This is a genomic window from Microbacterium sp. NPDC055357 (assembly GCF_053644835.1).
Genome location: NZ_JBSHLZ010000013.1, coordinates 27,914 through 49,305 on the forward strand (window position 1 = coordinate 27,914; position 21,392 = coordinate 49,305).

At 68.9% G+C, this 21,392-nt stretch carries 19 protein-coding genes and 1 tRNA gene; 10 read left to right on the forward strand and 10 right to left on the reverse strand.

All coding sequences use genetic code 11. From position 1 onward, the window contains the following. Window positions 1-139 precede the first annotated feature (139 nt). From ACWICD_RS13535 to ACWICD_RS13580, 10 genes are all read left to right on the forward strand, one after another. Window positions 140-1,222, forward strand: a complete 1,083-nt coding sequence (locus ACWICD_RS13535) for an NAD/NADP octopine/nopaline dehydrogenase family protein (RefSeq protein ID WP_454140469.1) — start codon at window positions 140-142, stop codon at window positions 1,220-1,222. Window positions 1,223-1,226: 4 nt separating this feature from the next. Then, on the forward strand, window positions 1,227-2,381 hold the full coding sequence (locus ACWICD_RS13540) for a YkvI family membrane protein (RefSeq protein ID WP_454140470.1): 1,155 nt from the start codon (window positions 1,227-1,229) through the stop codon (window positions 2,379-2,381). Window positions 2,382-2,457: 76 nt separating this feature from the next. Next, window positions 2,458-3,693, forward strand: a complete 1,236-nt coding sequence (locus ACWICD_RS13545; protein WP_454140471.1) for a helix-turn-helix domain-containing protein — start codon at window positions 2,458-2,460, stop codon at window positions 3,691-3,693. Window positions 3,694-3,733: 40 nt separating this feature from the next. Then, window positions 3,734-4,621 (forward strand): UTP--glucose-1-phosphate uridylyltransferase GalU, encoded by an 888-nt coding sequence (galU, locus tag ACWICD_RS13550; protein ID WP_376131393.1) that lies wholly within the window; start codon window positions 3,734-3,736, stop codon window positions 4,619-4,621. A 24-nt stretch (window positions 4,622-4,645) separates the two neighbouring features. Further along, window positions 4,646-5,275, forward strand: coding sequence for a GNAT family N-acetyltransferase (locus tag ACWICD_RS13555; RefSeq protein ID WP_376131390.1), 630 nt, complete (start codon window positions 4,646-4,648; stop codon window positions 5,273-5,275). 229 nt (window positions 5,276-5,504) lie between these two features. Continuing rightward, window positions 5,505-6,386 carry a large exoprotein gene (locus ACWICD_RS13560; protein ID WP_376129370.1) on the forward strand — a complete coding sequence of 294 codons (882 nt, stop codon included), beginning with the start codon at window positions 5,505-5,507 and terminating at the stop codon, window positions 6,384-6,386. 47 nt (window positions 6,387-6,433) lie between these two features. Next, window positions 6,434-6,506 (forward strand) — tRNA-Ala (locus ACWICD_RS13565). A gap of 294 nt (window positions 6,507-6,800) precedes the next feature. Then, window positions 6,801-7,832: a sugar ABC transporter substrate-binding protein gene (locus ACWICD_RS13570; protein WP_376129372.1), complete on the forward strand. Its 1,032-nt coding sequence runs from the start codon at window positions 6,801-6,803 to the stop codon at window positions 7,830-7,832. 66 nt (window positions 7,833-7,898) lie between these two features. Further along, a complete protein-coding gene (locus ACWICD_RS13575) occupies window positions 7,899-9,425 on the forward strand; it encodes a sugar ABC transporter ATP-binding protein (protein ID WP_376129374.1) in 1,527 nt (508 codons plus the stop codon). 14 nt (window positions 9,426-9,439) lie between these two features. Continuing rightward, window positions 9,440-10,438 (forward strand): ABC transporter permease, encoded by a 999-nt coding sequence (locus tag ACWICD_RS13580; protein ID WP_376129375.1) that lies wholly within the window; start codon window positions 9,440-9,442, stop codon window positions 10,436-10,438. Between the two features lie 23 nt (window positions 10,439-10,461). On the opposite strand, the gene ACWICD_RS13585 is transcribed toward ACWICD_RS13580, so the two are convergent. The 10 genes from ACWICD_RS13585 to ACWICD_RS13630 form a co-directional block, all read right to left on the reverse strand. Further along, window positions 10,462-11,169, reverse strand: a complete 708-nt coding sequence (locus ACWICD_RS13585) for an HpcH/HpaI aldolase family protein (RefSeq protein WP_376129376.1) — start codon at window positions 11,167-11,169, stop codon at window positions 10,462-10,464. A 14-nt stretch (window positions 11,170-11,183) separates the two neighbouring features. Then, complete coding sequence (locus tag ACWICD_RS13590; protein WP_454140472.1) at window positions 11,184-11,906, reverse strand: aspartate/glutamate racemase family protein; 723 nt, start codon at window positions 11,904-11,906, stop codon at window positions 11,184-11,186. 121 nt (window positions 11,907-12,027) lie between these two features. Then, window positions 12,028-13,581, reverse strand: a complete 1,554-nt coding sequence (locus ACWICD_RS13595; protein ID WP_454140473.1) for a PucR family transcriptional regulator — start codon at window positions 13,579-13,581, stop codon at window positions 12,028-12,030. Further along, window positions 13,578-14,648 carry a DUF917 domain-containing protein gene (locus ACWICD_RS13600; RefSeq protein WP_454140474.1) on the reverse strand — a complete coding sequence of 357 codons (1,071 nt, stop codon included), beginning with the start codon at window positions 14,646-14,648 and terminating at the stop codon, window positions 13,578-13,580. The genes ACWICD_RS13595 and ACWICD_RS13600 overlap by 4 nt, the downstream gene beginning before the upstream one ends. A gap of 31 nt (window positions 14,649-14,679) precedes the next feature. After that, on the reverse strand, window positions 14,680-15,744 hold the full coding sequence (locus ACWICD_RS13605; protein WP_376129384.1) for a DUF917 domain-containing protein: 1,065 nt from the start codon (window positions 15,742-15,744) through the stop codon (window positions 14,680-14,682). Further along, window positions 15,737-17,299 (reverse strand): hydantoinase/oxoprolinase N-terminal domain-containing protein, encoded by a 1,563-nt coding sequence (locus ACWICD_RS13610; protein WP_376129444.1) that lies wholly within the window; start codon window positions 17,297-17,299, stop codon window positions 15,737-15,739. The genes ACWICD_RS13605 and ACWICD_RS13610 overlap by 8 nt, the downstream gene beginning before the upstream one ends. A gap of 130 nt (window positions 17,300-17,429) precedes the next feature. Then, window positions 17,430-18,224, reverse strand: coding sequence for a metal ABC transporter permease (locus ACWICD_RS13615; RefSeq protein ID WP_376129446.1), 795 nt, complete (start codon window positions 18,222-18,224; stop codon window positions 17,430-17,432). Between the two features lie 35 nt (window positions 18,225-18,259). Next, window positions 18,260-18,991 (reverse strand): metal ABC transporter ATP-binding protein, encoded by a 732-nt coding sequence (locus ACWICD_RS13620; RefSeq protein ID WP_454140475.1) that lies wholly within the window; start codon window positions 18,989-18,991, stop codon window positions 18,260-18,262. Next, window positions 18,988-19,902 (reverse strand): metal ABC transporter substrate-binding protein, encoded by a 915-nt coding sequence (locus ACWICD_RS13625; protein WP_454140476.1) that lies wholly within the window; start codon window positions 19,900-19,902, stop codon window positions 18,988-18,990. Before ACWICD_RS13625 ends, ACWICD_RS13620 begins: the two co-directional genes overlap by 4 nt. Before the next feature lie 353 nt (window positions 19,903-20,255). Further along, a complete protein-coding gene (locus ACWICD_RS13630; protein WP_376129388.1) occupies window positions 20,256-21,329 on the reverse strand; it encodes a Glu/Leu/Phe/Val dehydrogenase family protein in 1,074 nt (357 codons plus the stop codon). Between the last annotated feature and the right edge of the window lie 63 nt (window positions 21,330-21,392).

Sequence of the window (21,392 nt, forward strand, 5' to 3'; positions counted from 1 at the left end):
GGGACTTCCATCCTTTCCCCGATGGCACGGCGGGTCGAAGTCGGAAGGATGGGCGCGATACCCGAGATCGATCCCGTCGGCGTCCGGCTCGTGCGAGCCCCCGATGGCATACCGAGACTCTTTCAAGGAGGAGAGACCGATGAACAAGCGCGTAGCGGTGCTGGGCGGCGGAAACGGCGCCCACATGATGGCCGCAGACATGAAGCTTCGCGGACACGAGGTCCGCATGTTCGAGATGCCGGAGTTCGCCGGCCGTCTCGAGCAGCTCTTCGCGACCCGAACGGTCAAGGTCACGTCCGTCCTCAACGAGGACGTGCTCCTGGACGTCGTCACCTCTGACATCGACGAGGCCGTGTCGGGAGCCGACTACATCCTCGTCGTGACCCCCGCGTTCGCGCACGCCGCATACGCCCAGCTGCTGAAGGGTCGGGTGAACCGCGACCAGATCCTCGTGTCGTTCCCCGGCGCCTTCGCGGCGCTGGAGTTCCGCAAGGCGCTCGAGGGCGAGGACTGCCCCGTCATCGCCGACGCCAACAACCTGCCCTACGACGTGCGGCTGAGCGGACCGGCCTCGGTCGCCCTGCACGGCTACAACGACATCAACATCGCGTTCCTGCCGGCCAGCAAGGGTCCCGAGCTGTTCGACCAGGTGCGCGAGGACCTCTTCCCCTTCACGCGGCTCTACGACGATGTGCTCGAGTGCGGCCTGAGCATCGTCAACCCCACGGTGCACACGGGGCCGTGCCTGCTCAACGTCAGCCACATCGAATCGCCCACGCGCGAGTTCTTCCTCTACGAGCACGGCGTCACGCCGTCGTCGATGAAGGTCAACGTGCAGCTGGACCGCGAACGCAAGTCGCTGGGCGCGGCGCTGGGCTACCACCTGCGACCGGTCGAGGACTTCAGCGGCCTGCAGGAGGATTACACCTGGCAGGATCTGTACAAGGCTCTGCACGGCGAGATCGCGCTGACGCCGATCTCCGGGCCCAACAGCATCCACAATCGATACCTCACCGAGGACGCCCCCTATGGACTCGTTCCGTGGGTCGCGATCGCCGGCGTGTTCGGAGTCGACATGCCACTGACCGCGTCGATCCTCGCGGTGTACAACGTCATCCACGAGACCGATTGGTTCGCGGACGGGCTCGGCTTGGAAGAGCTGGGCCTGGACGGTATGGATGCCGCGGCGATTCGCCGCTACGTCACGACGTGTGAGAGGTGACCCGGTGAACACCAGAAAGACCTCGCGCCGCGTGCGCGTCGGCACGGTCGTGACCTTCATGGGCGCGATCGTGGCGTACCTGATCGGCTCGGGCTTCGCCACGGGCCAGGAATCGATGCAGTACTTCTCGTCGTTCGGCGCCGCCGGCGCGACGGGTGCGCTGATCATCACGCTCGCCCTGTACGCGTATTTCACCATCGTCGCGCTGCGCGACGGGCGCAACCTGCGTCTGAAGTCCACCAACGAGATCTTCGAGTACTACTGCGGCAAGTACCTCGGCAAGTTCTTCGGCATCTTCGCGCCGGCCTTCTTCTTCTGCATGTACGCCGTCATGCTCTCGGGCGCCGGTGCGGCACTCGAGCAGCACTTCGGCTGGAACGTGCAGATCGGCATCTTCGCGATGGCGATCGCGACACTGCTCACGGTCATGCTCGGACTCGACGGGCTCGTCTCGATCGTGTCGAAGCTCGGCCCGGTCATCGTCGCGCTGGCGATCATCGTCGGCATCATCGGCATCGTGATGAACCCCGGCGGCATCGCGGATTCGAACGAGACCCTCGCCGACATCGACGTGCTGCAGGCCGCACCGAACTGGGCGATCTCGGGCTTCATCTTCCCGGGCATCGGCCTGCTCATGCTCGTGCCGTTCCTCGCGGGCATCGGCCGTAAGGCGCGCAACGACCGGGAGGCCGCCGTCAGCGGATTCGTCGGCGCGCTGACCTTCGTGATCGCCGTCGCGATCGTCGCCTTCGGCCTGCTCGCCAACATCGGCGAGGTGTACGACCAGCAGATCCCGATGCTGTGGATCGCCGACCAGGTGTTCGCGGGCTCCGGGCTGATCTTCTCGATCGTGCTGTTCGCCGGGATCTACACGACGGCCGTGCCGCTGCTGTGGGTCGCCGTCAACCGCATCGAGAGCAACGACAAGAGCACGCGTGCGCGCATCCTCGCCCTCATCGGCACGGTCGTCGCGGTGCTGCTCGCGCAGGTGCCGTTCGCGAACCTCGTGAACCTGCTCTACCCGATCGCCGGCTACCTGACGCTCATCCTCCTCGTGTGCATCGTCGTGCGGCAGATCCGCAACGCGCGGGCCCGGAAGAAGGGCATCGACGTGTACGACGTGCCCTACGCGCGGTACCCCGCCGACGAGCGCGCGTAGCGGACCACCGACGCCGAGATCAGGGCGCTGCACCCACCGGTGCGGCGCCCTGATCGTCGTTGGTGAGGGACGATGGATGCACCGGTGTCAGGAGGAGGACGGCGTGCAGGGTCGGCTGAAGGACGAAGTCCAGGTTCTCGTGGACCGGCTCGCCGCGAGCACGGCGCAGTCCGTCGCGATCGATGACCCCGACGGCCACATCATCGCGTTCAGCCGGCACTACGGCGACGAGGACGGCTACCGCCTCAAGCTCGTCCTGGAACGCGAAGTGCTCCCGGAGTACCGCGACTTCTTCGCACCGTACGTGCGCGGTCTCGTCGACGGCACGAAGCCGTCGCCCGTGCGGGTTCCCGCCGCCCCCGAGCTCATGGTGGTGGGGCGGATCGGCTACCCGATCCGGGCGAACGATCGCGTCATCGCCATCCTCTGGTTCATCGATCGCGGAGTCGACCTGCCGCACGCCACGATCCACGACTACTGCGCCGTCTTCGCCGACCTGCTCGCCCAGAGACACCGCCGCGGGATGCCGCCCGCGCTGAGCGCGTCGAGCGAGAGCGTGCGCCGCCTGCTGACCGGTCAGGAGAGCGCGCTCGATGACATCACCTCGTGGCTCACCGACGCGGGGACGGGATTCTTCGTGCTCGCGAGCCTCGACGACCGACGGGCTTCCGCCGCCTCACGCCGGGTGATCGAGCGGCTGCCCCGCGGGATCGCGAGCGGACGTCTGTCGATCGCGTGCCTGACACGGCTCGACGGCCTCGACGTCGCCGTCTACGGCGGCAGCTACGCCGATCCCGATGAGGCGGAGCGGGATGCTGCCGAGCTGATCGCGCACGCCGGGCGGGCGATACCGCCCGGGCCCCGCGGCATCGGGCTCGCGGGCGTCGGCGAGCTTCCCGGCATCCGTCGTCTGTATGTCGAGGCGGCGCTCACGGCCTTTGTGACGCGGCATCTGCACCGGCGGACGCCGGTCAGTCAGGCCGAGACGATGCAGAGCGACCTCGCCGCCCTGTGCACCCCGCTCAGCGTGCGAGAATCGCCGGCGGTCGAAGCACTCAAGACGCTGCTGCTGGACCGGGACGGGTTCGCGTTCGACACGATCGGCGCGTTCCTGCACTCCGACGGAACTCTGGCCGACGTCGTGGAGCAGCTGCGGATCCACCGGACGACGCTGCACTACCGGACGGCGCAGATCGAAGCGCGCACGGGGCTGGACGTGCAGGTGCCGGCGGACATGTTCCTCGCCGCCGGCGTGTGGCTGAGAGTCGCGGCGGAGCGGTCGAAGCTTGCACACCTGCTCGCGCAGCGGTAGGGGCCGGGGCGATGTCGGAGGCGCCGGTAGAGTAGCGGGCATGTCGCAGAAGACCTTCAAGGCCGTCATTCCCGCCGCCGGGCTGGGGACGCGTTTCCTCCCCGCCACGAAGGCGATGCCGAAAGAGATGCTGCCCGTCGTCGACAAGCCGGCGATCCAGTACGTCGTCGAAGAGGCCGCCGGTGCCGGCATCGACGACATCCTCGTGATCATCGGGCGCAACAAGAACGCGATCTCGAACCACTTCGACTCGGTGCCCGAGCTCGAGGTCAAGCTCAAGGACAAGGGCGACGACGAGCGCCTGCGCCGCGTGCTCGAGTCGAGCGACCTCGCCGACATCCACTTCGTGCGGCAGGGCGAGCCCAAGGGGCTCGGCCACGCCGTGCTGCGTGCCCGCGCCCACGTCGGCGATGCGCCGTTCGCCGTGCTGCTCGGCGACGACCTCATCGACGAGCGAGACGAGCTGCTGACGCGCATGCTCGCCGAGCACGAGCGCACGGGCGCCGCGATCATCGCGCTCATGGAGGTCGATCCCGACAGCATCCACATGTACGGTGCCGCGGCCGTCGAGCACACCGACGACGACGATGTCGTGCGTGTGACGGGCCTGGTCGAAAAGCCTCCGCGCGAAGATGCGCCCTCGAACCTCGCCGTCATCGGGCGGTACGTGCTCGCTCCGTCGGTGTTCGACATCCTCGAGCGCACCGAGCCGGGCAAGGGCGGCGAGATCCAGCTCACCGACGCGCTGCAGGAGCTCGCGGCCGACCCGGACGGGCCCGGCGTGTACGGGGTCGTGTTCCGCGGTCGCCGGTACGACACCGGGGATAGGCTGGATTACATCAAGGCCATCGTGCAGCTCGCGGCCGACCGCGAGGATCTCGGTCCCGAGCTGCGTCCGTGGATCAAGGACTTCGCGGCGACACTCTGATCGCCGCCGGGTAGAAGGAGTCGGATGGATCTCACGACTCCACGAGCCCACGGACCGATCTCGATCCGGCTCATCCGCCAGCGCGACGCGCGCACGCTGCAGCACGAGCTGCTGAGCAACCGGTCGTGGCTGCGCCCGTGGGAGGCCACGAACCCCGACGGCGCCGTGTCGTTCGACATGCGGCTCGGAATCCGCCGGCTGCTGCAGCAGTATCGCGACGGCGCCGGTGTGCCTTTCGTCATGGAGTACGACGGTGAGATCGCGGGGCAGCTGAACGTGTGGGGGATCGCGCGCGGCTCACTCGCGACCTCGACGATCGGCTACTGGGTGAGCGAGCGCTTCGCCGGTCTGGACATCACGCCGACGTCGGTGGCTTTGGCCACGGACGTGTGCTTCACCGACCTGGCGCTGCACCGCATGGAGATCTGCATCCGTCCCGAGAATCGGGCGAGTCTGCGCGTCGTCGAGAAGCTGGGCTTCCGCTACGAGGGTCTGCGACGCCGGTACATCCACATCGACGGCGACTGGCGCGACCACTACGCCTTCGCGCTCGTGCGTGAAGAGGTGCCCGAGGGCGTGCTCCGCCGCTGGGTGTCCGGCCGTGCTCCCGCCGACGCCGCGACCGTCCCGCCCGCCGACCGCCTGCACGCCTGACCCGCCCGCCCGCCGCCGCGTCGCTGCGCGGCGCTCGGACGCGTTCGCCGAGGCGGCGGCTCGAGGCTGCGGCATCCGCTCTTCTTGACCGCGAGACTGCAACGGCGCGCCGAGACCGTGGGGTCCACCCGCAGTCTCGGCGCGCGGTTGCAGTCTCGCGGGTGTGGGGTTGGGGAGACACGCGAGGGGATGCCGGGGCGCGCGGCCCGCGTCGCTTACCGTGGACGCCATGGGTGGGCAGGTGCTGGGCGGCGGCGTGATCGTGTTGGTCGCGGCGCTGCTGTGGCTCGTGTACCTCTTGCCCAGCTGGCACAGCCGGCGGCAGTACGACGCGTCCGAGCGTAACGCCGTGCGCCTCAATCAGGCCCTCCGCGTGCTCGCCGAGACGAGCGAAACGCCCGAAGAGGTGCGGCTCGAACTCACCGCACGCACGGCGCTCGCGCAGCAGAAGCTCGCCCGCCGCGCGCTCGCCGAGCGCGAGCAGGTCGCCCTCGAAGAAGCGCGCATCGAACTCGAGCGTGCGCGTGACGAGCGCGCCGCCGCGCGACTCAGCCCCGAAGCCCGACGCGCCCGCGCGCGCCGCCGCGTGCGGCTGACCGCGATGACGCTCGGTGTCGCCGGGCTCGGAATCGCGGGGTGGGGCGTGTGGACGATCGTGTCCACCGGTGCGCAGCTGCTGCTGTGGGCCGGGCTCGCCGCGACCATCGTGGCCGGCCTCGTGCTGCAGCGCATGGCGCGGGTCGGCGCCCGAGCCGTCACACGCACCGCGCAGGACGCGGGTGAGCGCGTCGCCGTGCACATGCAGGACGTCGAACTCGAGCAGACCCGCCGTGAATGGGCTCCGCGCGAGCTTCCCCGGCCCCTCACCGCGTCGGCCGGTTCCCGCGCCGCCGCCGTGCTCGACGCCGAAGACGCCCGTGAGGCCCTTCGTCTGGCCGCCGTCGACGAGGCGATCCGGCGGCGTGCCGAGGCGCAGCGCCCGACGTCGATCGAGACGGCACGACCGCAGCGCGCGGCATCCGCGGACTTCTCGCGCATGGGATACGTCGACGACGCCGAGATCGAAGCGCACGTGCGCGACGTGCTCCTGCGTCGCGCATCCGGTCAGTAGCGCGTTCGATCACGACTTCTCAGCGTGATAATCTTGCTGGGGTTCACGGGCCTGTGGCGCAGTTGGTAGCGCGCTTCGTTCGCAATGAAGAGGTCAGGGGTTCGAATCCCCTCAGGTCCACCGATCGAAAAACCCCCGGTTAGCCGGGGGTTTTTCTGCTTTCTCGAATCGCAGTCTCCTGCCGAATTGCTAGTCGGTGATCCAGTCCAAACGCGACGTGCGCACATAGTGTGTCGATCCGATCGCGGGGTATCGAATCGACGGGCGTCGGCCGGGTGACGTCCGCAGCCGCGCGCCACTGTGCACCGTGCACAGCACACCCGGCGCCACGCGGACATGCGGCCCAATGACGTGCAGGGGAGTGCGGCTTAGCGTTGGCGCACATCACCCGAGCCCTCTAGGGAAGGTATCCGCATGAACCGAAAGCTGCTGGCGGCCCCGGCCGTCCTCCTCGCGGGAATGATGCTCCTCGGCGGATGCGCGAACAGCGCCTCACCGGACGCAAACGGACCGGCGGACGACGACGGTCTATCGATCGCCTTCTTCAGCCCGGTCGCCACGAACACCTATACGGCAGCGAACCTGCGCGGCGTCGAGGCCGCGGCGGAGGAGCTCGGCGGAACGGTCACCATGTTCGACGCGGCATTCGATTCCACGACGCAGGTCGGCCAGATCCAGGACGCGCTCACGAAGGGCGGCTACGACATCTTCGTGATCAACCCGCTCAACCCCGCCGCGCTTGTGCCCGTCGCGACGCAGGCGATCGATCAGGGTGTCCAGGTAGTGTCTCTCATGACGACGATCGGGACCGACCTCACGACGCTGCAGTCATCCGTCGACGGCCTCATCACGGTGGGCGTCAACCTGCCGACGATGGGCACCGAGATCGGTGAGCTCATGGTCGAGGCATGCGGCGACACCGACCCCTGCAAGGTCGCGTACATGCCGGGCGATGCCGCGCAGGCCACGGATCAGCTGCGCACCGCAGCGGTCAAGGAAGCGCTGGCCAAGGCCGCCTCGGTCGAGCTCGTGTCCGAGCAGCCCGGCGGTTTCGACCAGGCCGCGGGCCTCGCGACGACCCAGAACATCCTCACGGCGAACCCTGACCTGAACGTCATCTCGGCGGCCTCAGGTCAGCCGATCGCGGGTGCCCTGCAGGCGATCGAGCAGGCGGGTCGCACGGGCGAGGTCATCGTCGTGAGCAACGGCGGCACGGAAGAGGACATCGAAGGCATCCGCGATGGGGCGGTCTTCGCGGCTCCCCTCGCCCTTCCGTTCACGGAGGGCTATGAAGGAATCATGCTCGCCGTCGCCGCGATGAACGGCGAGACGGTGGAGACAGCCGTCGATGTGCGCGAGAACTCGCCCATCGGGCCGATCGCCACCCGCGAGACGCTCGGGACCGACGCCGGTAAGTCGTTCACTGCGGAGTGGACAGCCGGATGATCCGGGGCGGCCGCGGGAGGAGAGCCCTGCTCCCGCGGCCGTGCCGCTTCTCGAGGATGAGGAACCATGTCGAACACTGATACCGCGATTGCGGACATCGTCTCTCTCACGGGCGTCACGAAGAGGTTCGGCGGTCAGGCGGCACTCGCCGACGTCGACATCGCGTTCCGCCCCGGCGAGATCCACGCGCTTGTCGGCGAGAACGGCGCCGGAAAGTCGACGCTGTGCTCGATCATCGCGGGTGCGCTCGCTCCGGACGACGGCGACATCGCGGTCGACGGGGCGCGGGTCGTGTTCAACACACCCGCCGCTGCGCTCGCCGCGGGCATCAGCCTCATCGCGCAGGAAGTCGCTCTCGTGCCCGCCCTGACCGTTCGCGAGAACGTCTTCCTCGGTCAGGAACCGCATCTCGGCGGTGTGCTGCGCGGGACGGAGCTCGACCGCCGCTACGCCGAACTCGATGATCGGATCGGCTTCGGCATCCCGCCCCGAGCGCGCGTCGGGTCTCTGCCGTTCAGCAGCCAGCAGAAGGTGGAGATCCTCCGCGCACTGGCCCGCGAATCGCGCGTCATCATCCTGGATGAACCGACCGCCGCGCTCGGGCCGAGTGACGCCGCTCTGCTCTTCGACGCCATGCGCGACCTGCGGGCGCACGGCGCGACAATCGTCTTCATCTCGCACCACCTCGAAGAGGTGCTCGCGATATCCGACCGCGTCACGGTGCTGCGCGACGGCAGGATCGTGCGCACGGCGACGACGGCGGACGAGACACGCGAATCGCTCATCCAGTCGATGCTCGGTCGCCCGCTCACGTCGGTCTTCCCCGCCAAGCAGATCGTGATGACGGCTGCTGCACCGGCGCTGTCCGTCACGGGTCTCAGCCGTTCCGGTGTCTTCGACGACATCGATCTCGAGGTGCGTCCGGGCGAGATCGTCGGACTGGCGGGTCTTGTCGGTGCGGGCAGGTCGGAGGTCGCGCGCGCTGTCTTCGGTGCGGATCCGGTCGACAGCGGGGAGGTCGTCGTGCACGGCCGGCCGGGGCGTCCGCGCTCGCCACGCCGCGCCACGTCGCTCGGCATCGCGATGGTGCCGGAATCCCGCCGCGACCAGGGACTGGTGCTCTCGCTTCCGGTCGAAGAGAACCTCACGATGGCGACAATCGAACGCGATCAGGTCGCCGGAATCGTGCGCACCCGCAAAGTCGCTCGCGCGGCCGCCGAGATGGTCCGCAGACTCGACATCCGGCTCAAGAAGCAGGGTGTGTCGGTCGCGCGACTGTCCGGCGGCAATCAGCAGAAGGTCCTGTTCGGCAAGTGGCTCATGACCGGTCCGCGCATCCTCATCGTCGACGAGCCCACGCGCGGCGTCGACGTCGGCGCGAAGCAGGCCATCTATCAGCTGATCGTCGACCTTGCGGCATCCGGTGTCGCCGTTCTGCTCATCTCGAGCGAGATGGAGGAAGTGATCGGGCTCTCGCATCGCATCGTCGTCATGAGCCGCGGTCGCATCACCGCTCGTCTCGAAAGCGACCAGATGACCGAAGCCGCCATCATGGGCGCCGCCTTCGCCCGCGAAGAGGATTCCGCCGCATGAGCGAGGAGAAGACAATGACTGTCACACACGAACCGACGACAAGTACCAACACGGTGGCGACGCCCGCGGGGCCGCTGCACCACCTTCGCCGCTTCCTGACGCACAACGTGATCGTCGTTATCTGCGCGATCCTCTTCGTCTATATGGCGGTGTCGTCGCCCGTCTTCCTCTCGCCGATCAACATGTCGAACCTGCTCGATCAGTGGGCGACGGTGGGCATCATCGCGTGTGCCGGAACCTTCGTGCTCATCAGCCGCATGTTCGACCTGTCGGTCGGAGCGACGTTCGCCCTGTCCGGGGTGATCGCGGCGACCGTCACGAACGCGACGGAATCGGTCGGGTTCGGCTTCATCGCCGGCCTCGCCACGGGAGTGCTCGTGGGACTCGTCAACGGCATCGCCGTCGCGTTCATCAACATTAATCCCTTCATCGCGACGCTCGCCACCTCGCTCATGCTGGGTGGTGTCGCCGTGGCCGTTTCCGGAGGAGTGCTGGTGAGCGTGTCTGTTCCGGGGTTCACTGCTCTCGGGCAGGGGATGCTGCTGGGACTCACGCTCCCCGGGATCGCGCTCATCGCGGTCTTCCTCATCGCGTGGTTCGTGCTCTCGCGCACGGTTTACGGTCGACGGGTTTACGCTGTGGGCGGAGGCCCCGAGGCGGCGCGTCTGTCGGGCATCCACGTGCGCCTCGTGCACACGAGCGTGTTCGTTCTCTCGGGCCTCGCCGCGTCGATCGCCGGGGTTCTCGCCGCGAGCAAGATCGGCGCGGGGCAGGCCGATGTCGGTGCGAGCATCCCGCTCATGGTGATCGCCGTCGTCGTTGTCGGCGGCACGAGTATCTTCGGCGGTGAGGGCGCGATGTGGCGCACCGCGTTCGGCCTGATCCTCTACGCCATGATCGGCAACGGATTCGCGTTGCTCAATGTCAACACGACGATCCAGCAGATCGTGCAGGGTGCGATCCTTCTGATCGCGGTGGGCCTCGACGCCTGGTCGAGGTCACGTCGGTCCTGAATGGCGAAGGCGATGTCCCGCGGTCAGCCGCGGGGCATCACCGTCATCAGTCCGTGACGCAGGGCGTCGACGTCGCTGCCGGCGGCGAGCAGATCGACGTCGCCCATCCGTGACGTGAGCTCGGGATCGCCGCTGTAGATTCCGTTCGTGAGCCCGCGCGTGCGGGCCGCTTCCAAGACGTGCCGGATGGCGTCGACGACCGGCGCAGCCGTGGGCGACGCAGCTCGCATGGACAGACTCAGGTCGTACGGCCCGACGAAGACGCCGTCGATCCCGTCCACGTCGAGGATCGCGTCGACGTTCTCGAGGCCTTCCGCCGTCTCGATCATCGGCAGAACGAGCGGTTCCGCGATGGATGCCGCGACGAGACCGCGTCGCGCGATGCCGGTGCTGCGCGCACCCCGCGGAGGCACGCGGGTGGCGCGCACGATTGCCTCGGTCTGCGCGGCGGATTCGACGGCCGGCACGATGACCGCGTCCGCCCCGGTGTCGATGATCCGGCCGAGTGCTGCGGGGTCGTGCCCCCCGGCACGCACGGCCACCGGGATCGCATGTCGCTCGCACGCACGCACCATGTCGGCGAGATCGGCGAGGGCGATGTCGCCGTGCTGCAGATCGATGCCGATCCAGTCCGGCCGAGCAGCCGCAGCGATCTCGAGTCCGAATGGGCGCAGCATCGTGACCCACAGACCGATGCGCGCCGGCCCGGCATGAGCCGGATCGACGCGCATCGACGAAGGCTGTGTCACAGCTGGCGTGCCTTGGCGGGCGGCGCCATGTACGTGCGGCGACTCGGCGTCAGTCCCATGCGGACCGAGCTCTCCAGCCACGTGATCGCCGCGCCCGTGGGGTCGACGACGGGCGCGGCGAGTCCGCGTGCGGCCAGGCGTCGCTCGAGCTCGTCGGCGACGCCGAGCATGCCGGTGCAGCCGAGGATGATGACATCCGCCGCGTCGCTCTCGATGACGGCCGCCGCCTGCTCTTCGAGGCGGTCGACGAGCAGGCTGTTGTCCTCCTCGAGTCCCAGAACGGGGATGTCGACGACGCGGATCGCGCCGATGCGGTTGTCGACGCCGTAGCGACGCGCGATCCCTCGGAGCATCGGGAGCACGTTGGGCAGCACCGTGACGATGCTGATGCGCTCGCCGAGGCTCATGGCGGTGAGGACAGCGGGTTCGAATCCGCCCACGACCGGCGCGTCGATGATCTCGCGTGCGGCGTGGACCCCGGGATCTCCGAAACAGGTGATGAAGACTCCGTCGACGCCGTCCGTCACGCACTCTTCGATGCGGTCCAGGATGCCGGGAGCCGAGAGCGCCTCGTCGTACTCGGACTCGATGCTCGCGGTGCCACGTTCGAGGGCGACGACCGAGATCGTCGTCGTCGGAAGCGCCCACGCTTCCGCCTCGGTGCGGACGTGGTCGAGGAGGGACTCTCCGATGACGGGGAGGATGACGCGCAGGTGCATGATTGCTCCTTCATTGGGTGGCGGACACTGTCGTGCTCAGAACCTATGCCGCGCTCGGCGCGCAGAGGATGGGCCGTATGCACACCGCGCGCGAACAGCTGTGCGGCGTGCACCCGCTCAGTCACGCCTCCGGGAGCGGAGTGGCCGGACTGCTGTGCACCGCACGTACCGCCATCTGCAGCGCGAGCCGCAGGCTGGAGTCGTCGAGGTCGACGCCCAGCCGCTCCCTCAGCTGCTGTAGGCGCGCTGTCACCGTGTTCCTGTGCACGTTGAGCGCTTGCGCCGTGAACACGACGGATCCGCCGTTCTGCAGATAAGCCGTGAGGGTTGCGAGCAGGTGGCTGCTCGCGGGATCGCTGATCGGGGCGAGCGCGGATTCCGCAAAGGCGCGCGTCACATCCGATTGCTGAAGCGTCGCCAGCAGCTGCGCCACACCCAGTTCGTCGGAATGATCTACGGATGGACGGAAGTCCCGGCTGCGCGCGAGGTACGCCGCGTTGCGGGCCTCGCCGAGGGTCTCTCGCAGCCCCACCGCACCGTGATGAGTGCGGCCGACCCCGGCGACGAGACCCCAGTCCCGAGGGAGCGATGCGAGAGCGAGCCGCAGGGCGCGGACGACGCCCCGGCCTTGATCGATCGACGGCTCCGACGGCTCCGACTTCCACAGGGCCCACCCGCCGGCGTGATCCGCGATCCCGCTCGTCACGATGCCCTGCTCGGCGAGTTCGCGGCGCAGGGCGGCGGCGATCGTGTCGCGATCCGACGGGGCGCGCGGGTCGTCGGCGACGACGTAGATCCCGGTGTGCCAGTCCTGCAGTCGCCAGCCGACGCTCGCCGCCTTCTCGATGACTTCGCGACCGGGATCGTCGGCTTCGTGCAGCACCGAGCTCAGCAGATGCGCGAGGAACACGGCATCGCGGTCGAGTCGTGCGGCCTCACCGACGAGCCAAGCGCGCACATACGGCTCGACGAGCGTGAGGATGTCGGTGACGACGCCCTTGCGGACGTCGTCGGTGCCCCGCACATCGGCGATGATCCACGCGCTGGAGTGCGTCATGTCCGGCAGCACGACGGGCTGGGCGACAGCGGTCTCGGTGCGCTGCGCGACAGCCAGGTCGAAACGGATCGCTGGAGCATCCACTGTGCCGGAATCGCCCGCGATGAGGCTGCCATCGGACGTGAGTAGGACGACGACGGCTTCGCACAGCGTGGTTGCGCGGGCCGCGATGGTGGCTGGATCGTGCGCGCCGGCGAGCACCGCGGGCGCGCGGAGTGCCGCCTGTGCGCGCGCGATGTGAGGTGTGCGAAGACGGATGGCGAGCTCCACCGTGAGCGCGAACGGGTCCGCACGGGTGATCCACAGGATAGGAATGCCCAAGCGGTCGGCGAGCCGCACACCGGATAGCAACGGCTGTCCCTGTGCGGAGACGACGAGGATCGCGGCTGCGCCGAGGTGATCCGCGCGGCGCACGAGAGCATCGATCCGATACGCGGGTGTCACGTCCGCTTCATCGCACACGAGTACCGCGTGCGAGGCGCTGTCGGGCGCGCGCAGTTCGCGGGTCGCCGCATACGGGCGGACGTCATCCACGGACCGCATGACGCCGCTCTCTCCCGCGACGACCGTGGTGCCAGCGAGCAGGGGATCGGCGACCAGTTCCGCGATGGTTGTCATCGGCGAGTCTCCTCGAAATGGATACCGTAAGCTCCAGGGCCGACGAGATCTGCGGTTGTGTCGCCCCACTCGTGCAGAGCAGGCAGGCTCATCAGAAGCACGGTGTTGCCCGTTCGCAGCTCGTGTGAAAGGAGCGGGCGGAACGTCGTGTGATCGATCGCGATGATGACATTGGGAGCGGCCGCCACGGCGACGCCGTCTGACGAGACGAGGACATACTCCTCGAGATAGTCCAGGCGCAGGATCGACCCGTCAGTGACGTCGTGCAGGGACGCGCTGCCGATGTCCGGACCGTTACGGGCGATGACTTCGTCAATACGCGCCCGCCCGATCGAGTGGGCGCCGATGGCTAGCGCGATGGCATCGAGGTCGCCGCTGCGATCCGTGGCGATGTGCTCTCGGTAGCGACGCCCGTACGATCGAGCGGCCGTCACCGAGCCGCTGATCCCATCTGCCGACAGCTGGGAGGCGGTGACCGGGTACATCGCGACGGCAGCCAGTCCTCCCATCGCTGCGATGCCGCTAAGAAGAAGCCGCTGCCGGGCAGCGGGGGTCCGTCCCTCGTACACGGCGACGTCGCCGGACGGCGAGGTCAGCACGAGCGGGTCAGGGCGATGCCCGGCACGGGCGAGAGTCGTCTGCTCGATGAAGGGGAAGGCACGGCCCATGATGTCGCCGTCGATAAGGGGCAGGTCCATCGTGATCGCACTGATAGGGGCCAGGAGCGCGTTCAGGCCGCCGATCTCGATCACGCCGATAGCCGCGACACGGCGCTGGAGGCGGCGCTCCATCATTCGAACCGCCGCGGCGACGTCGCGGGGGTCGATCAGTCGCTCAGCGAACACATCCGGTGAACCGGCGATGCCCACGTGGACGATGAGATCGTCGGGTGCGAGGTCTTTCGCGGCGACGACCGTCAGTCCGCGCCCGTCGTGAGCGGCGGCGGCGAGGGTGCTCGTCAGCAGGAGTTCAGCGGTCGCCACCTCGCCCCCGCCGCCGGAAGCGAGCAATTGCGCTCCGGCGGCGAGGTCGGCGGCATCGGCAGGGCCGAAGGCGTCACTGGTCACGAGCCCATGATCCCAGGCACGAGGCGTCGCGTCAGATGGGCTGGTACGCGTGCGAGTAGCCGAAGTACTCGGGGCCTGCCAGAGCCAGGCCCTCGGGAGAGCGCCAGCGGGGATCGCACGGCGACGCGATGACGCTCACCCGCAGTCCGTAGCGGAGCCTCTCGGTCGTCACGGCCTCGCCGCTCTCGGTGTCCAGGATGGAGATCAGGTCCGGCACGCTCGCGAGCACTTCGTCGCCGCGTCGCGCCACGAGGTTCTCATTCTGGAAATCGACCTCGAGCGTCGTGTCGGCGTCAGTGCCCGTGCCTTCCACGCGAGCCAGACCTCGGTTGAATCCTCCGACGGTCGTCCGCTCGACGTCCGTCAGCTTGCCGCGGAAGAGCAGTCGTCCATTGAGGGAATCGACGGCGGCGAGAACCGGATCGACGTGCGACTCGCGGGCTTCGCGCACAGCACGGCCGATCTCCTCGCAGAGCGTGAGAGTGTCGCGCACCATGTGGTCTTTGAGCTGTCGTCCCGTGAGCACGTAGAGGCTCATCCCGCCGCTGCATCCCATGTCGGTGACGACCGAACGAGCTAGCCGTTCCGCCCACGCGTTGTCGATCGTGTCGAAGGCGACGGCGTTCCCACGTTCGTCTGCCATGGCCATGGGGCTGGCGGTGATGCCGCCCAGCGTCGGCAGCAGCATCTGCAGCTCGGGGTAGGCGCGTCCCATCCCGTCGGCGTCGACGAGGGGAATCCCGAGCTCGGCGGCGGCGACGAACGGGATCATCGAGTTCAGACCGCCGGCTTCGAGCGAGACGGTGTGGGTCGCGGGCCGGCCGATCACTCCTTCGATCGCGCGGAGCGACGTGACCATCTCAGAGCCCGAGGGCATCTTCTCGAGCATGACTGTGGGCGCGCCCATGAACGCGGTTGGGACGATCGTCGCGTCGTCATCGACCTCGTCGACGGACAGCAGCGTGACGGGACCATGTTTCTTGATCGCCTGCTCGGCGAGCAGCATCCCGACGTACGGGTCGCCACCACCGCCCGTCCCGAGGATCGCGGCGCCACGCGCCATATCGGCCAGATTGTCGACGTTGATCTCACGCATTGCCCGCACCTCCGAGGGTCAGTGTTCCGACTGCCTTGACGCGGATGCGCGCCGCATTGCCCGGCAGGTAGGCCAACGGCACCTCTTCGACGTCGACGACGCGAACGCTCGACGGGTCGGCTCCGGCGGCCACCGCGCGGTCGACGGCCTCTTGGCGTGCGTCGTCGAGAACGCCCTGGCGAGTCGCCGACGTGACGCTGAAGACGCGATCGACTTCGCCGCCGATCTCGGCGATCGCCGCGCCGATCGCGTTCGCGACGGCGTAGTGCTCGGGGCGGTGGACCGCGGAAGCCGCGGGCATCGCATCCGGCACGAGGAAGCTGCCACCGCCAACGGCGACGACGGGCACGGCGGCCGACGACACCTTCATGCGGTCGACGACATCGTTGACGTCTCGCGCGATGCGGTCGAGCGTCGCCGCGACGAGCGCACGATCGAGGCCGCTCACCTGGGCGCTGTCGCCGAACGCGACGGTGCCGTGCGCCACCGCGATGTCCGACGCCGTGAGGCGCGTGCCGCCGAACACGAGCGCTTCGCTCGTGAGCCGGTGCCCCACGCTCTGCGGGCCGACGCGGACTCCGTCGTGGTCGTCCAGGACGAGCGATCCGCCACCGATTCCGACCGACAGGACATCGGGCATGCGGAAGTTCGTCTGGACGCCCGCCACTGCGACGTCGGTCGTCGCTTCGCGCGGGAAGCCGTTCTGCAGCATCCCGACGTCGGTCGTTGTGCCACCGACGTCCACGACGACGCAGTCCTGCACGTCGGAGAGGAAGGCAGCGCCGCGCATCGAGTTCGTCGGTCCCGACGCGAACGTTGCGACGGGGTACCGGCGGGCGTAGTCGATATCCATGAGCGTGCCATCGTTCTGGCTCAGGAACACGGACGCCGTGATCCCCGCTTCATCGACGGTGCGACGCAGACCCGTCGTGACCTGCTCGGCGAGTTCGCGAAGCGAGGCGTTGATGATGGTGGCGTTCTCGCGGCCGAGGATGCCCATGCGCCCGATCTCGTGCGACAGGCTGACGGCGGCATCCGGAAGCTGCTCGCCGATGATCTGCGCGGCGCGCTGTTCGAACTCGGCGTTGACGGGCGAGAACACCGACGAGATGGCGAACGACCGGATTCCGGCGGTATGTGCATCGTCGAGCGCGCGCATGAACTCATCTTCGTCGAACGGCGACAGTTCGGACCCGTCGTACTCGTGGCCGCCGTGGCAGAGATAGCTGCGTCCCTGCAGTGCCGCGATGAGACGGTCGGGCCAGCCGATGAGCGGCGGCAGCGAACTGGTCGCCGGCAGCGCGAACCGGATTGCGGCGGTCGGTGCGAGGCGATCCGCCTCGATGAGGGCGTTGATGAAGTGCGTTGTGCCGATCATGACGCCCGCGATGGCGCCGGGGTCGACCTTGGTCTCGCGTTCGATGCCCGCGAACGCCTGCACGATGCCGGTTGTGACGTCGGCGCTCGTGGACGCCTTCGCGGCGCCGAGCACACGGGTGCCGTCGATGAGCACGGCGTCGGTGTTCGTCCCGCCGACATCGATTCCTAGCCTCAGCACGGGGTCTCCTTCCCAGCGCCGCACGGGAGGTGCAGCGACAGTGAGAGAGTAGATCGCGGTGCCGCGAGAGGAAGTGGGCGATCTGCCCAACAGCCTTGTCCCGTGCGGGCGTCATGCCCGGCCGTGCTCAACGCCGCAGTTGCGACACCAGGCCGTGCCGCGGGCTGAAGATCCAGACGAGGCCGAAGACGGCGCCCTGTACGAGCACGACGAGGCCGCCCGATGCGGCATCCATCCAGTAGCTCAGGTAGATGCCGATGACGGCGCTTGCCGCCGACAGCAGGGGCGCGAGCAGCAGCATCCGGCTGAAGCGGTCGGTGAGCAGGTAGGCCGTCGCGCCGGGGATGATGAGCATCGCGACGACGAGGATCACCCCGACGACCTGGAGAGCGACGACCGAGGTGAGCGCGATCAGGCCGAGCAGCAGTGCGCCGAGCAATCGGGGGTTCAGCCCGATCGCGAAGGCGTGCGTCGCGTCGAAGGCGTAGAGCGTCAGGTCGCGGCGCTTGACGAGCAGGATCGCCAGTGCGACGGCGGCGAGGATGCCGATCTGGGCCAGATCGGCGGCGCTCACGCCGAGGATGTTGCCGAAGATGATGTGGTTGAGATCGGTCTGGCTGGGGGTGACCGAGATGAGCACGAGCCCCAGCGCGAAGAGCGTCGTGAAGACGATGCCGATCGCAGCATCCTCTTTCACCCGAGTCGTGCCGCGGATCGCACCGATGAGTCCCACCGCCAGAAAACCGAAGACGAGCGCCCCGATCGCGAACGGCGCGCCGACGACATAGGCGATCACGACGCCCGGCAGCACCGCGTGCGACACGGCGTCGCCCATGAGCGACCAGCCGACGAGCACGAGCCAGCACGACAACAGCCCGCACACGACGGCGGCGATGACCGTCGTGACGAGCGCGCGCACCATGAAGTCGTACTGCAACGGCTCGAGCAGGATGTCGATCACGGCTGCTCCTCGTCTCGGACATCCGCGCCGAACGCCAAGGCGAGATTCTCCGGGGTCAGCACGTCGGCGACGGGTCCGTGCGCGAGCACACGTCGCTGCAGCAGGACCGCGTCATCGGCCAGCCGCGCCAGCCCCGCGAGGTCGTGCGTCGACACCAGCACGGTGCGCCCCTCGCGCGCGAGATCGGTGAGCAGTCGCACGATGAGCGCCTCGGAGCGTCGGTCCACGCCGGCGAACGGCTCATCGAGCAGCAGGATGCCGGCATCCTGAGCGATTCCGCGTGCGACGAACGCGCGCTTGCGCTGCCCGCCCGACAGGCGCCCGATCTGCCGATCCGCGAGGTCGGTGAGCTCGACCCGCGCGAGAGCCGCCTCGACGGCGGCGCGATCCGCCCGGCGCGGTCGGCGGGCGAGGCCCATGTTCCGATACCGGCCCATCACGACCACCTCGCGCACCGAGATCGGGAAGGCCGGGTCGATGTCCTCGGTCTGCGGCACGTACCCGAGAGCACCGCGGCGCCGAGCGATGGCCGGATCGGCATCGTCCAGGAGCACGCGCCCCCGGTCGGGGTGCAGCATCCCCATGATCGTCTTGAAGAGGGTGGACTTGCCCGATCCGTTGGTTCCGATGAGGCCCGTCACGTGCCCCGGCTCGATCTCGAGCGAGACATCGTCGAGGGCGAGGACGTCGCCGTAGCGCACCGAGACACCCTGCACGTCGATCGTCATGACCGCCGGCCCGTGAGTCCGTCGATGATCGTGCGGGTGTCGTGGCGCAGCAGGTCGAGGTAGGTGGGCACGGGGCCGTCGGGTTCGGACAGCGAGTCGACATAGAGGGTTCCGCCGAACGCGGCGTCGGTCGCCTCGACGACGCGCTGCATCGGCGCATCCGACACGGTCGACTCGCAGAAGACGGCGGGCACGTCGTTGTCGCGGACGAACTCGATCGTCGCGGCGATCTGCTGCGGCGTCGCCTGCTGCTCGGCGTTGACGGGCCAGATGTACTGCTCGGTGAGTCCCGCGTCGCGCGCGAGGTACGAGAACGCGCCCTCGCACGTGACGAGCGCGCGGTGCTCTTCGGGAAGGCCGCCCAGCGTGTCGACGAGCTCGTCGTGCACCGCCTGCAGCTCGGCCTTGTACGCCTCGGCGTTCGCCGCGAACTCGTCGGCGTGCTCGGGGTCGAGCTCGGCGAACGCCGGAACGATCGCGTCGACGTAGATCTGCGCGTTGAGCGGACTCATCCACGCGTGCGGGTTCGGCGTGCCGGTATAGGCGTCGTCGGTGATGTCGATGACGTCGACGAACTCGCTCACGACGACGTGGGGGACCTCGGCGGATTCCACGAACCGAGCGAACCAGGCCTCGAGGTTCAAGCCGTTGTCGAGGATGAGGTCGGCCTCGGATGCCTTCGCGACATCGCGCGGGGTCGGCTCGTAGCCGTGCACCTCGGCGCCCGGCTTCGTGATCGACTCGACGCGGATGTGGTCGCCGGCGACGTTCTGCGCGATGTCGGCGAGCACGGTGAACGTCGTGAGGGCGACGGGCCGGTCATCGGTCAGGTCGACCGTGGAGGTGCAGCCGGTGAGGACCCCGAGCGCGGCGATCGTCGCGATCCACGACGCGCGGCGAGTTTTCGGCATACCGAAAACCTAGAACTTCGGCGCACCGAAAACAACTCTGGGGCGGGGGCGGGGTGCGGGCCCGTGCCGCCCCGGGCCGGGCCTCCGCGCCGACTCGGTGCGCGCGCCCGCGCCGCTCGCGCCGCTCACGTCGACTTGCGCCTTGTGTCGGGGCGCGACGGCGTGTCGCCGACACAAGGCGCAAGCGAAGTACGGGGGAGCGGGCGCGGGGGCAGCGCGCACTTGAGGCCTCGCGCGGTGAGCGGTCGATTCCGTCGACCTGCCGCCGCCCCCCGGCGCCGACTTGCGCCTTATGTCGGCGCGCGACGGCGTGTCGCCGACACAGGGCGAAAGTCGGCTGCGGCGGGGGAGGGTCAGTGCACGTCGGCGGCCACGCGGCCGGCGGCGAGCCGTTCGGCGGCGAGGGCCTCGGCGGCGGCGAGGGGCGTGATGCCGCGGCTCTCGGCCTCGTCGAAGATGCGGCGGACGCTGTCGCCGATCGCGGAGACGCGGTCCATGATCTCGGCGCGCGTGCCCACCTGCTTGGCCTCGAGGTCGAGGTAGATGACACCGCCGGCGTTCACGACGAAGTCGGGGGCATAGAGGATGCCGCGCGCGGCGAGCCGGTCGGCGCCTTCGCGGCGCGCGAGCGGGTTGTTGGCGGGGCCGCACACGGCCTTCGTGTCGAGCGCGTCGATGACCTCGTCGGTGAGGAGGCCGCCGATGCCGGCCGGCACGAAGACGTCCGATGCGACGTGGTGCTCTTCGCCCGGGGCCATCCACTGCGCACCGAGCTCGCCCGCGAGGTTCTGCTTGGCGGGGTTCACGTCGGTGACGGTGAGCACCGCGCCCTCGGCGGCCAGACGCACCGCCAGACGGCTGCCGACCTGGCCGAGGCCCGAGATCGTGATCCTGCGGCCCGAGACATCCGCACTGCCCGTGACGCGCTCGAGCGTCGCCCGCAGCGACTCGTACACACCGAGGCTCGTGGGGCCGGCCGGCTCACCCGAGCCGCCGCCCGCCTCGGGCAGACCGACGACGTGGGCCGTGCGCTCGCTGACGACGAGCATGTCCTCGGTCGTCGACCCGACGTCCTCGGCCGTGCGATAGAGGCCCTGCATCGTCTCGACGGCGTCGCCGAGGTCGAGGAAGGCCGCACGGCGACGCTCCGCGTCGAGCACGACGCCTTCGGGAAGCGCGATGACCGACTTGCCGCCGCCCGAGTCCAGACCGGCCGCGGCGTTCTTGAGCGTCATCGCAGCGGAGAGGCGCAGCGCGTCGCCGAGCGCGTCGCTCCAGTGCGGGTAGGTCCACAGGCGCGCGCCGCCCAGCGCCGAGCCGAGCACGGACGAGTGCAGCGCGACGGCGATGAAAAGACCGCTGCGTCGCCCCGTGGTCACCTCCACGCGCTCGTGCGTGAAATCGGGCAGGGGCAGGGTGTGCGTCATCGCGTTCTTCTTTCGGCGGGCCTTGTGGGCAGTGCGCTGGTGATCGCCGCAGCTTTGCGGCAT

What these genes read in the sequence shown, in the direction of transcription:
- ACWICD_RS13535 (WP_454140469.1), top strand. Translation starts at nt 140, where the DNA reads ATGAACAAGCGCGTAGCGGTGCTGGGCGGCGGAAACGGCGCCCACATG.
- ACWICD_RS13545 (WP_454140471.1), top strand. Translation starts at nt 2,458, where the DNA reads ATGCACCGGTGTCAGGAGGAGGACGGCGTGCAGGGTCGGCTGAAGGAC.
- galU (WP_376131393.1), top strand. Translation starts at nt 3,734, where the DNA reads ATGTCGCAGAAGACCTTCAAGGCCGTCATTCCCGCCGCCGGGCTGGGG.
- ACWICD_RS13555 (WP_376131390.1), top strand. Translation starts at nt 4,646, where the DNA reads ATGGATCTCACGACTCCACGAGCCCACGGACCGATCTCGATCCGGCTC.
- ACWICD_RS13560 (WP_376129370.1), top strand. Translation starts at nt 5,505, where the DNA reads ATGGGTGGGCAGGTGCTGGGCGGCGGCGTGATCGTGTTGGTCGCGGCG.
- ACWICD_RS13570 (WP_376129372.1), top strand. Translation starts at nt 6,801, where the DNA reads ATGAACCGAAAGCTGCTGGCGGCCCCGGCCGTCCTCCTCGCGGGAATG.
- ACWICD_RS13575 (WP_376129374.1), top strand. Translation starts at nt 7,899, where the DNA reads ATGTCGAACACTGATACCGCGATTGCGGACATCGTCTCTCTCACGGGC.
- ACWICD_RS13580 (WP_376129375.1), top strand. Translation starts at nt 9,440, where the DNA reads ATGACTGTCACACACGAACCGACGACAAGTACCAACACGGTGGCGACG.
- ACWICD_RS13585 (WP_376129376.1), bottom strand. Translation starts at nt 11,169, where the DNA reads ATGCGCGTCGATCCGGCTCATGCCGGGCCGGCGCGCATCGGTCTGTGG.
- ACWICD_RS13590 (WP_454140472.1), bottom strand. Translation starts at nt 11,906, where the DNA reads ATGCACCTGCGCGTCATCCTCCCCGTCATCGGAGAGTCCCTCCTCGAC.
- ACWICD_RS13595 (WP_454140473.1), bottom strand. Translation starts at nt 13,581, where the DNA reads ATGACAACCATCGCGGAACTGGTCGCCGATCCCCTGCTCGCTGGCACC.
- ACWICD_RS13605 (WP_376129384.1), bottom strand. Translation starts at nt 15,744, where the DNA reads ATGCGTGAGATCAACGTCGACAATCTGGCCGATATGGCGCGTGGCGCC.
- ACWICD_RS13615 (WP_376129446.1), bottom strand. Translation starts at nt 18,224, where the DNA reads ATGGTGCGCGCGCTCGTCACGACGGTCATCGCCGCCGTCGTGTGCGGG.
- ACWICD_RS13620 (WP_454140475.1), bottom strand. Translation starts at nt 18,991, where the DNA reads ATGACGATCGACGTGCAGGGTGTCTCGGTGCGCTACGGCGACGTCCTC.
- ACWICD_RS13625 (WP_454140476.1), bottom strand. Translation starts at nt 19,902, where the DNA reads ATGCCGAAAACTCGCCGCGCGTCGTGGATCGCGACGATCGCCGCGCTC.
- ACWICD_RS13630 (WP_376129388.1), bottom strand. Translation starts at nt 21,329, where the DNA reads ATGACGCACACCCTGCCCCTGCCCGATTTCACGCACGAGCGCGTGGAG.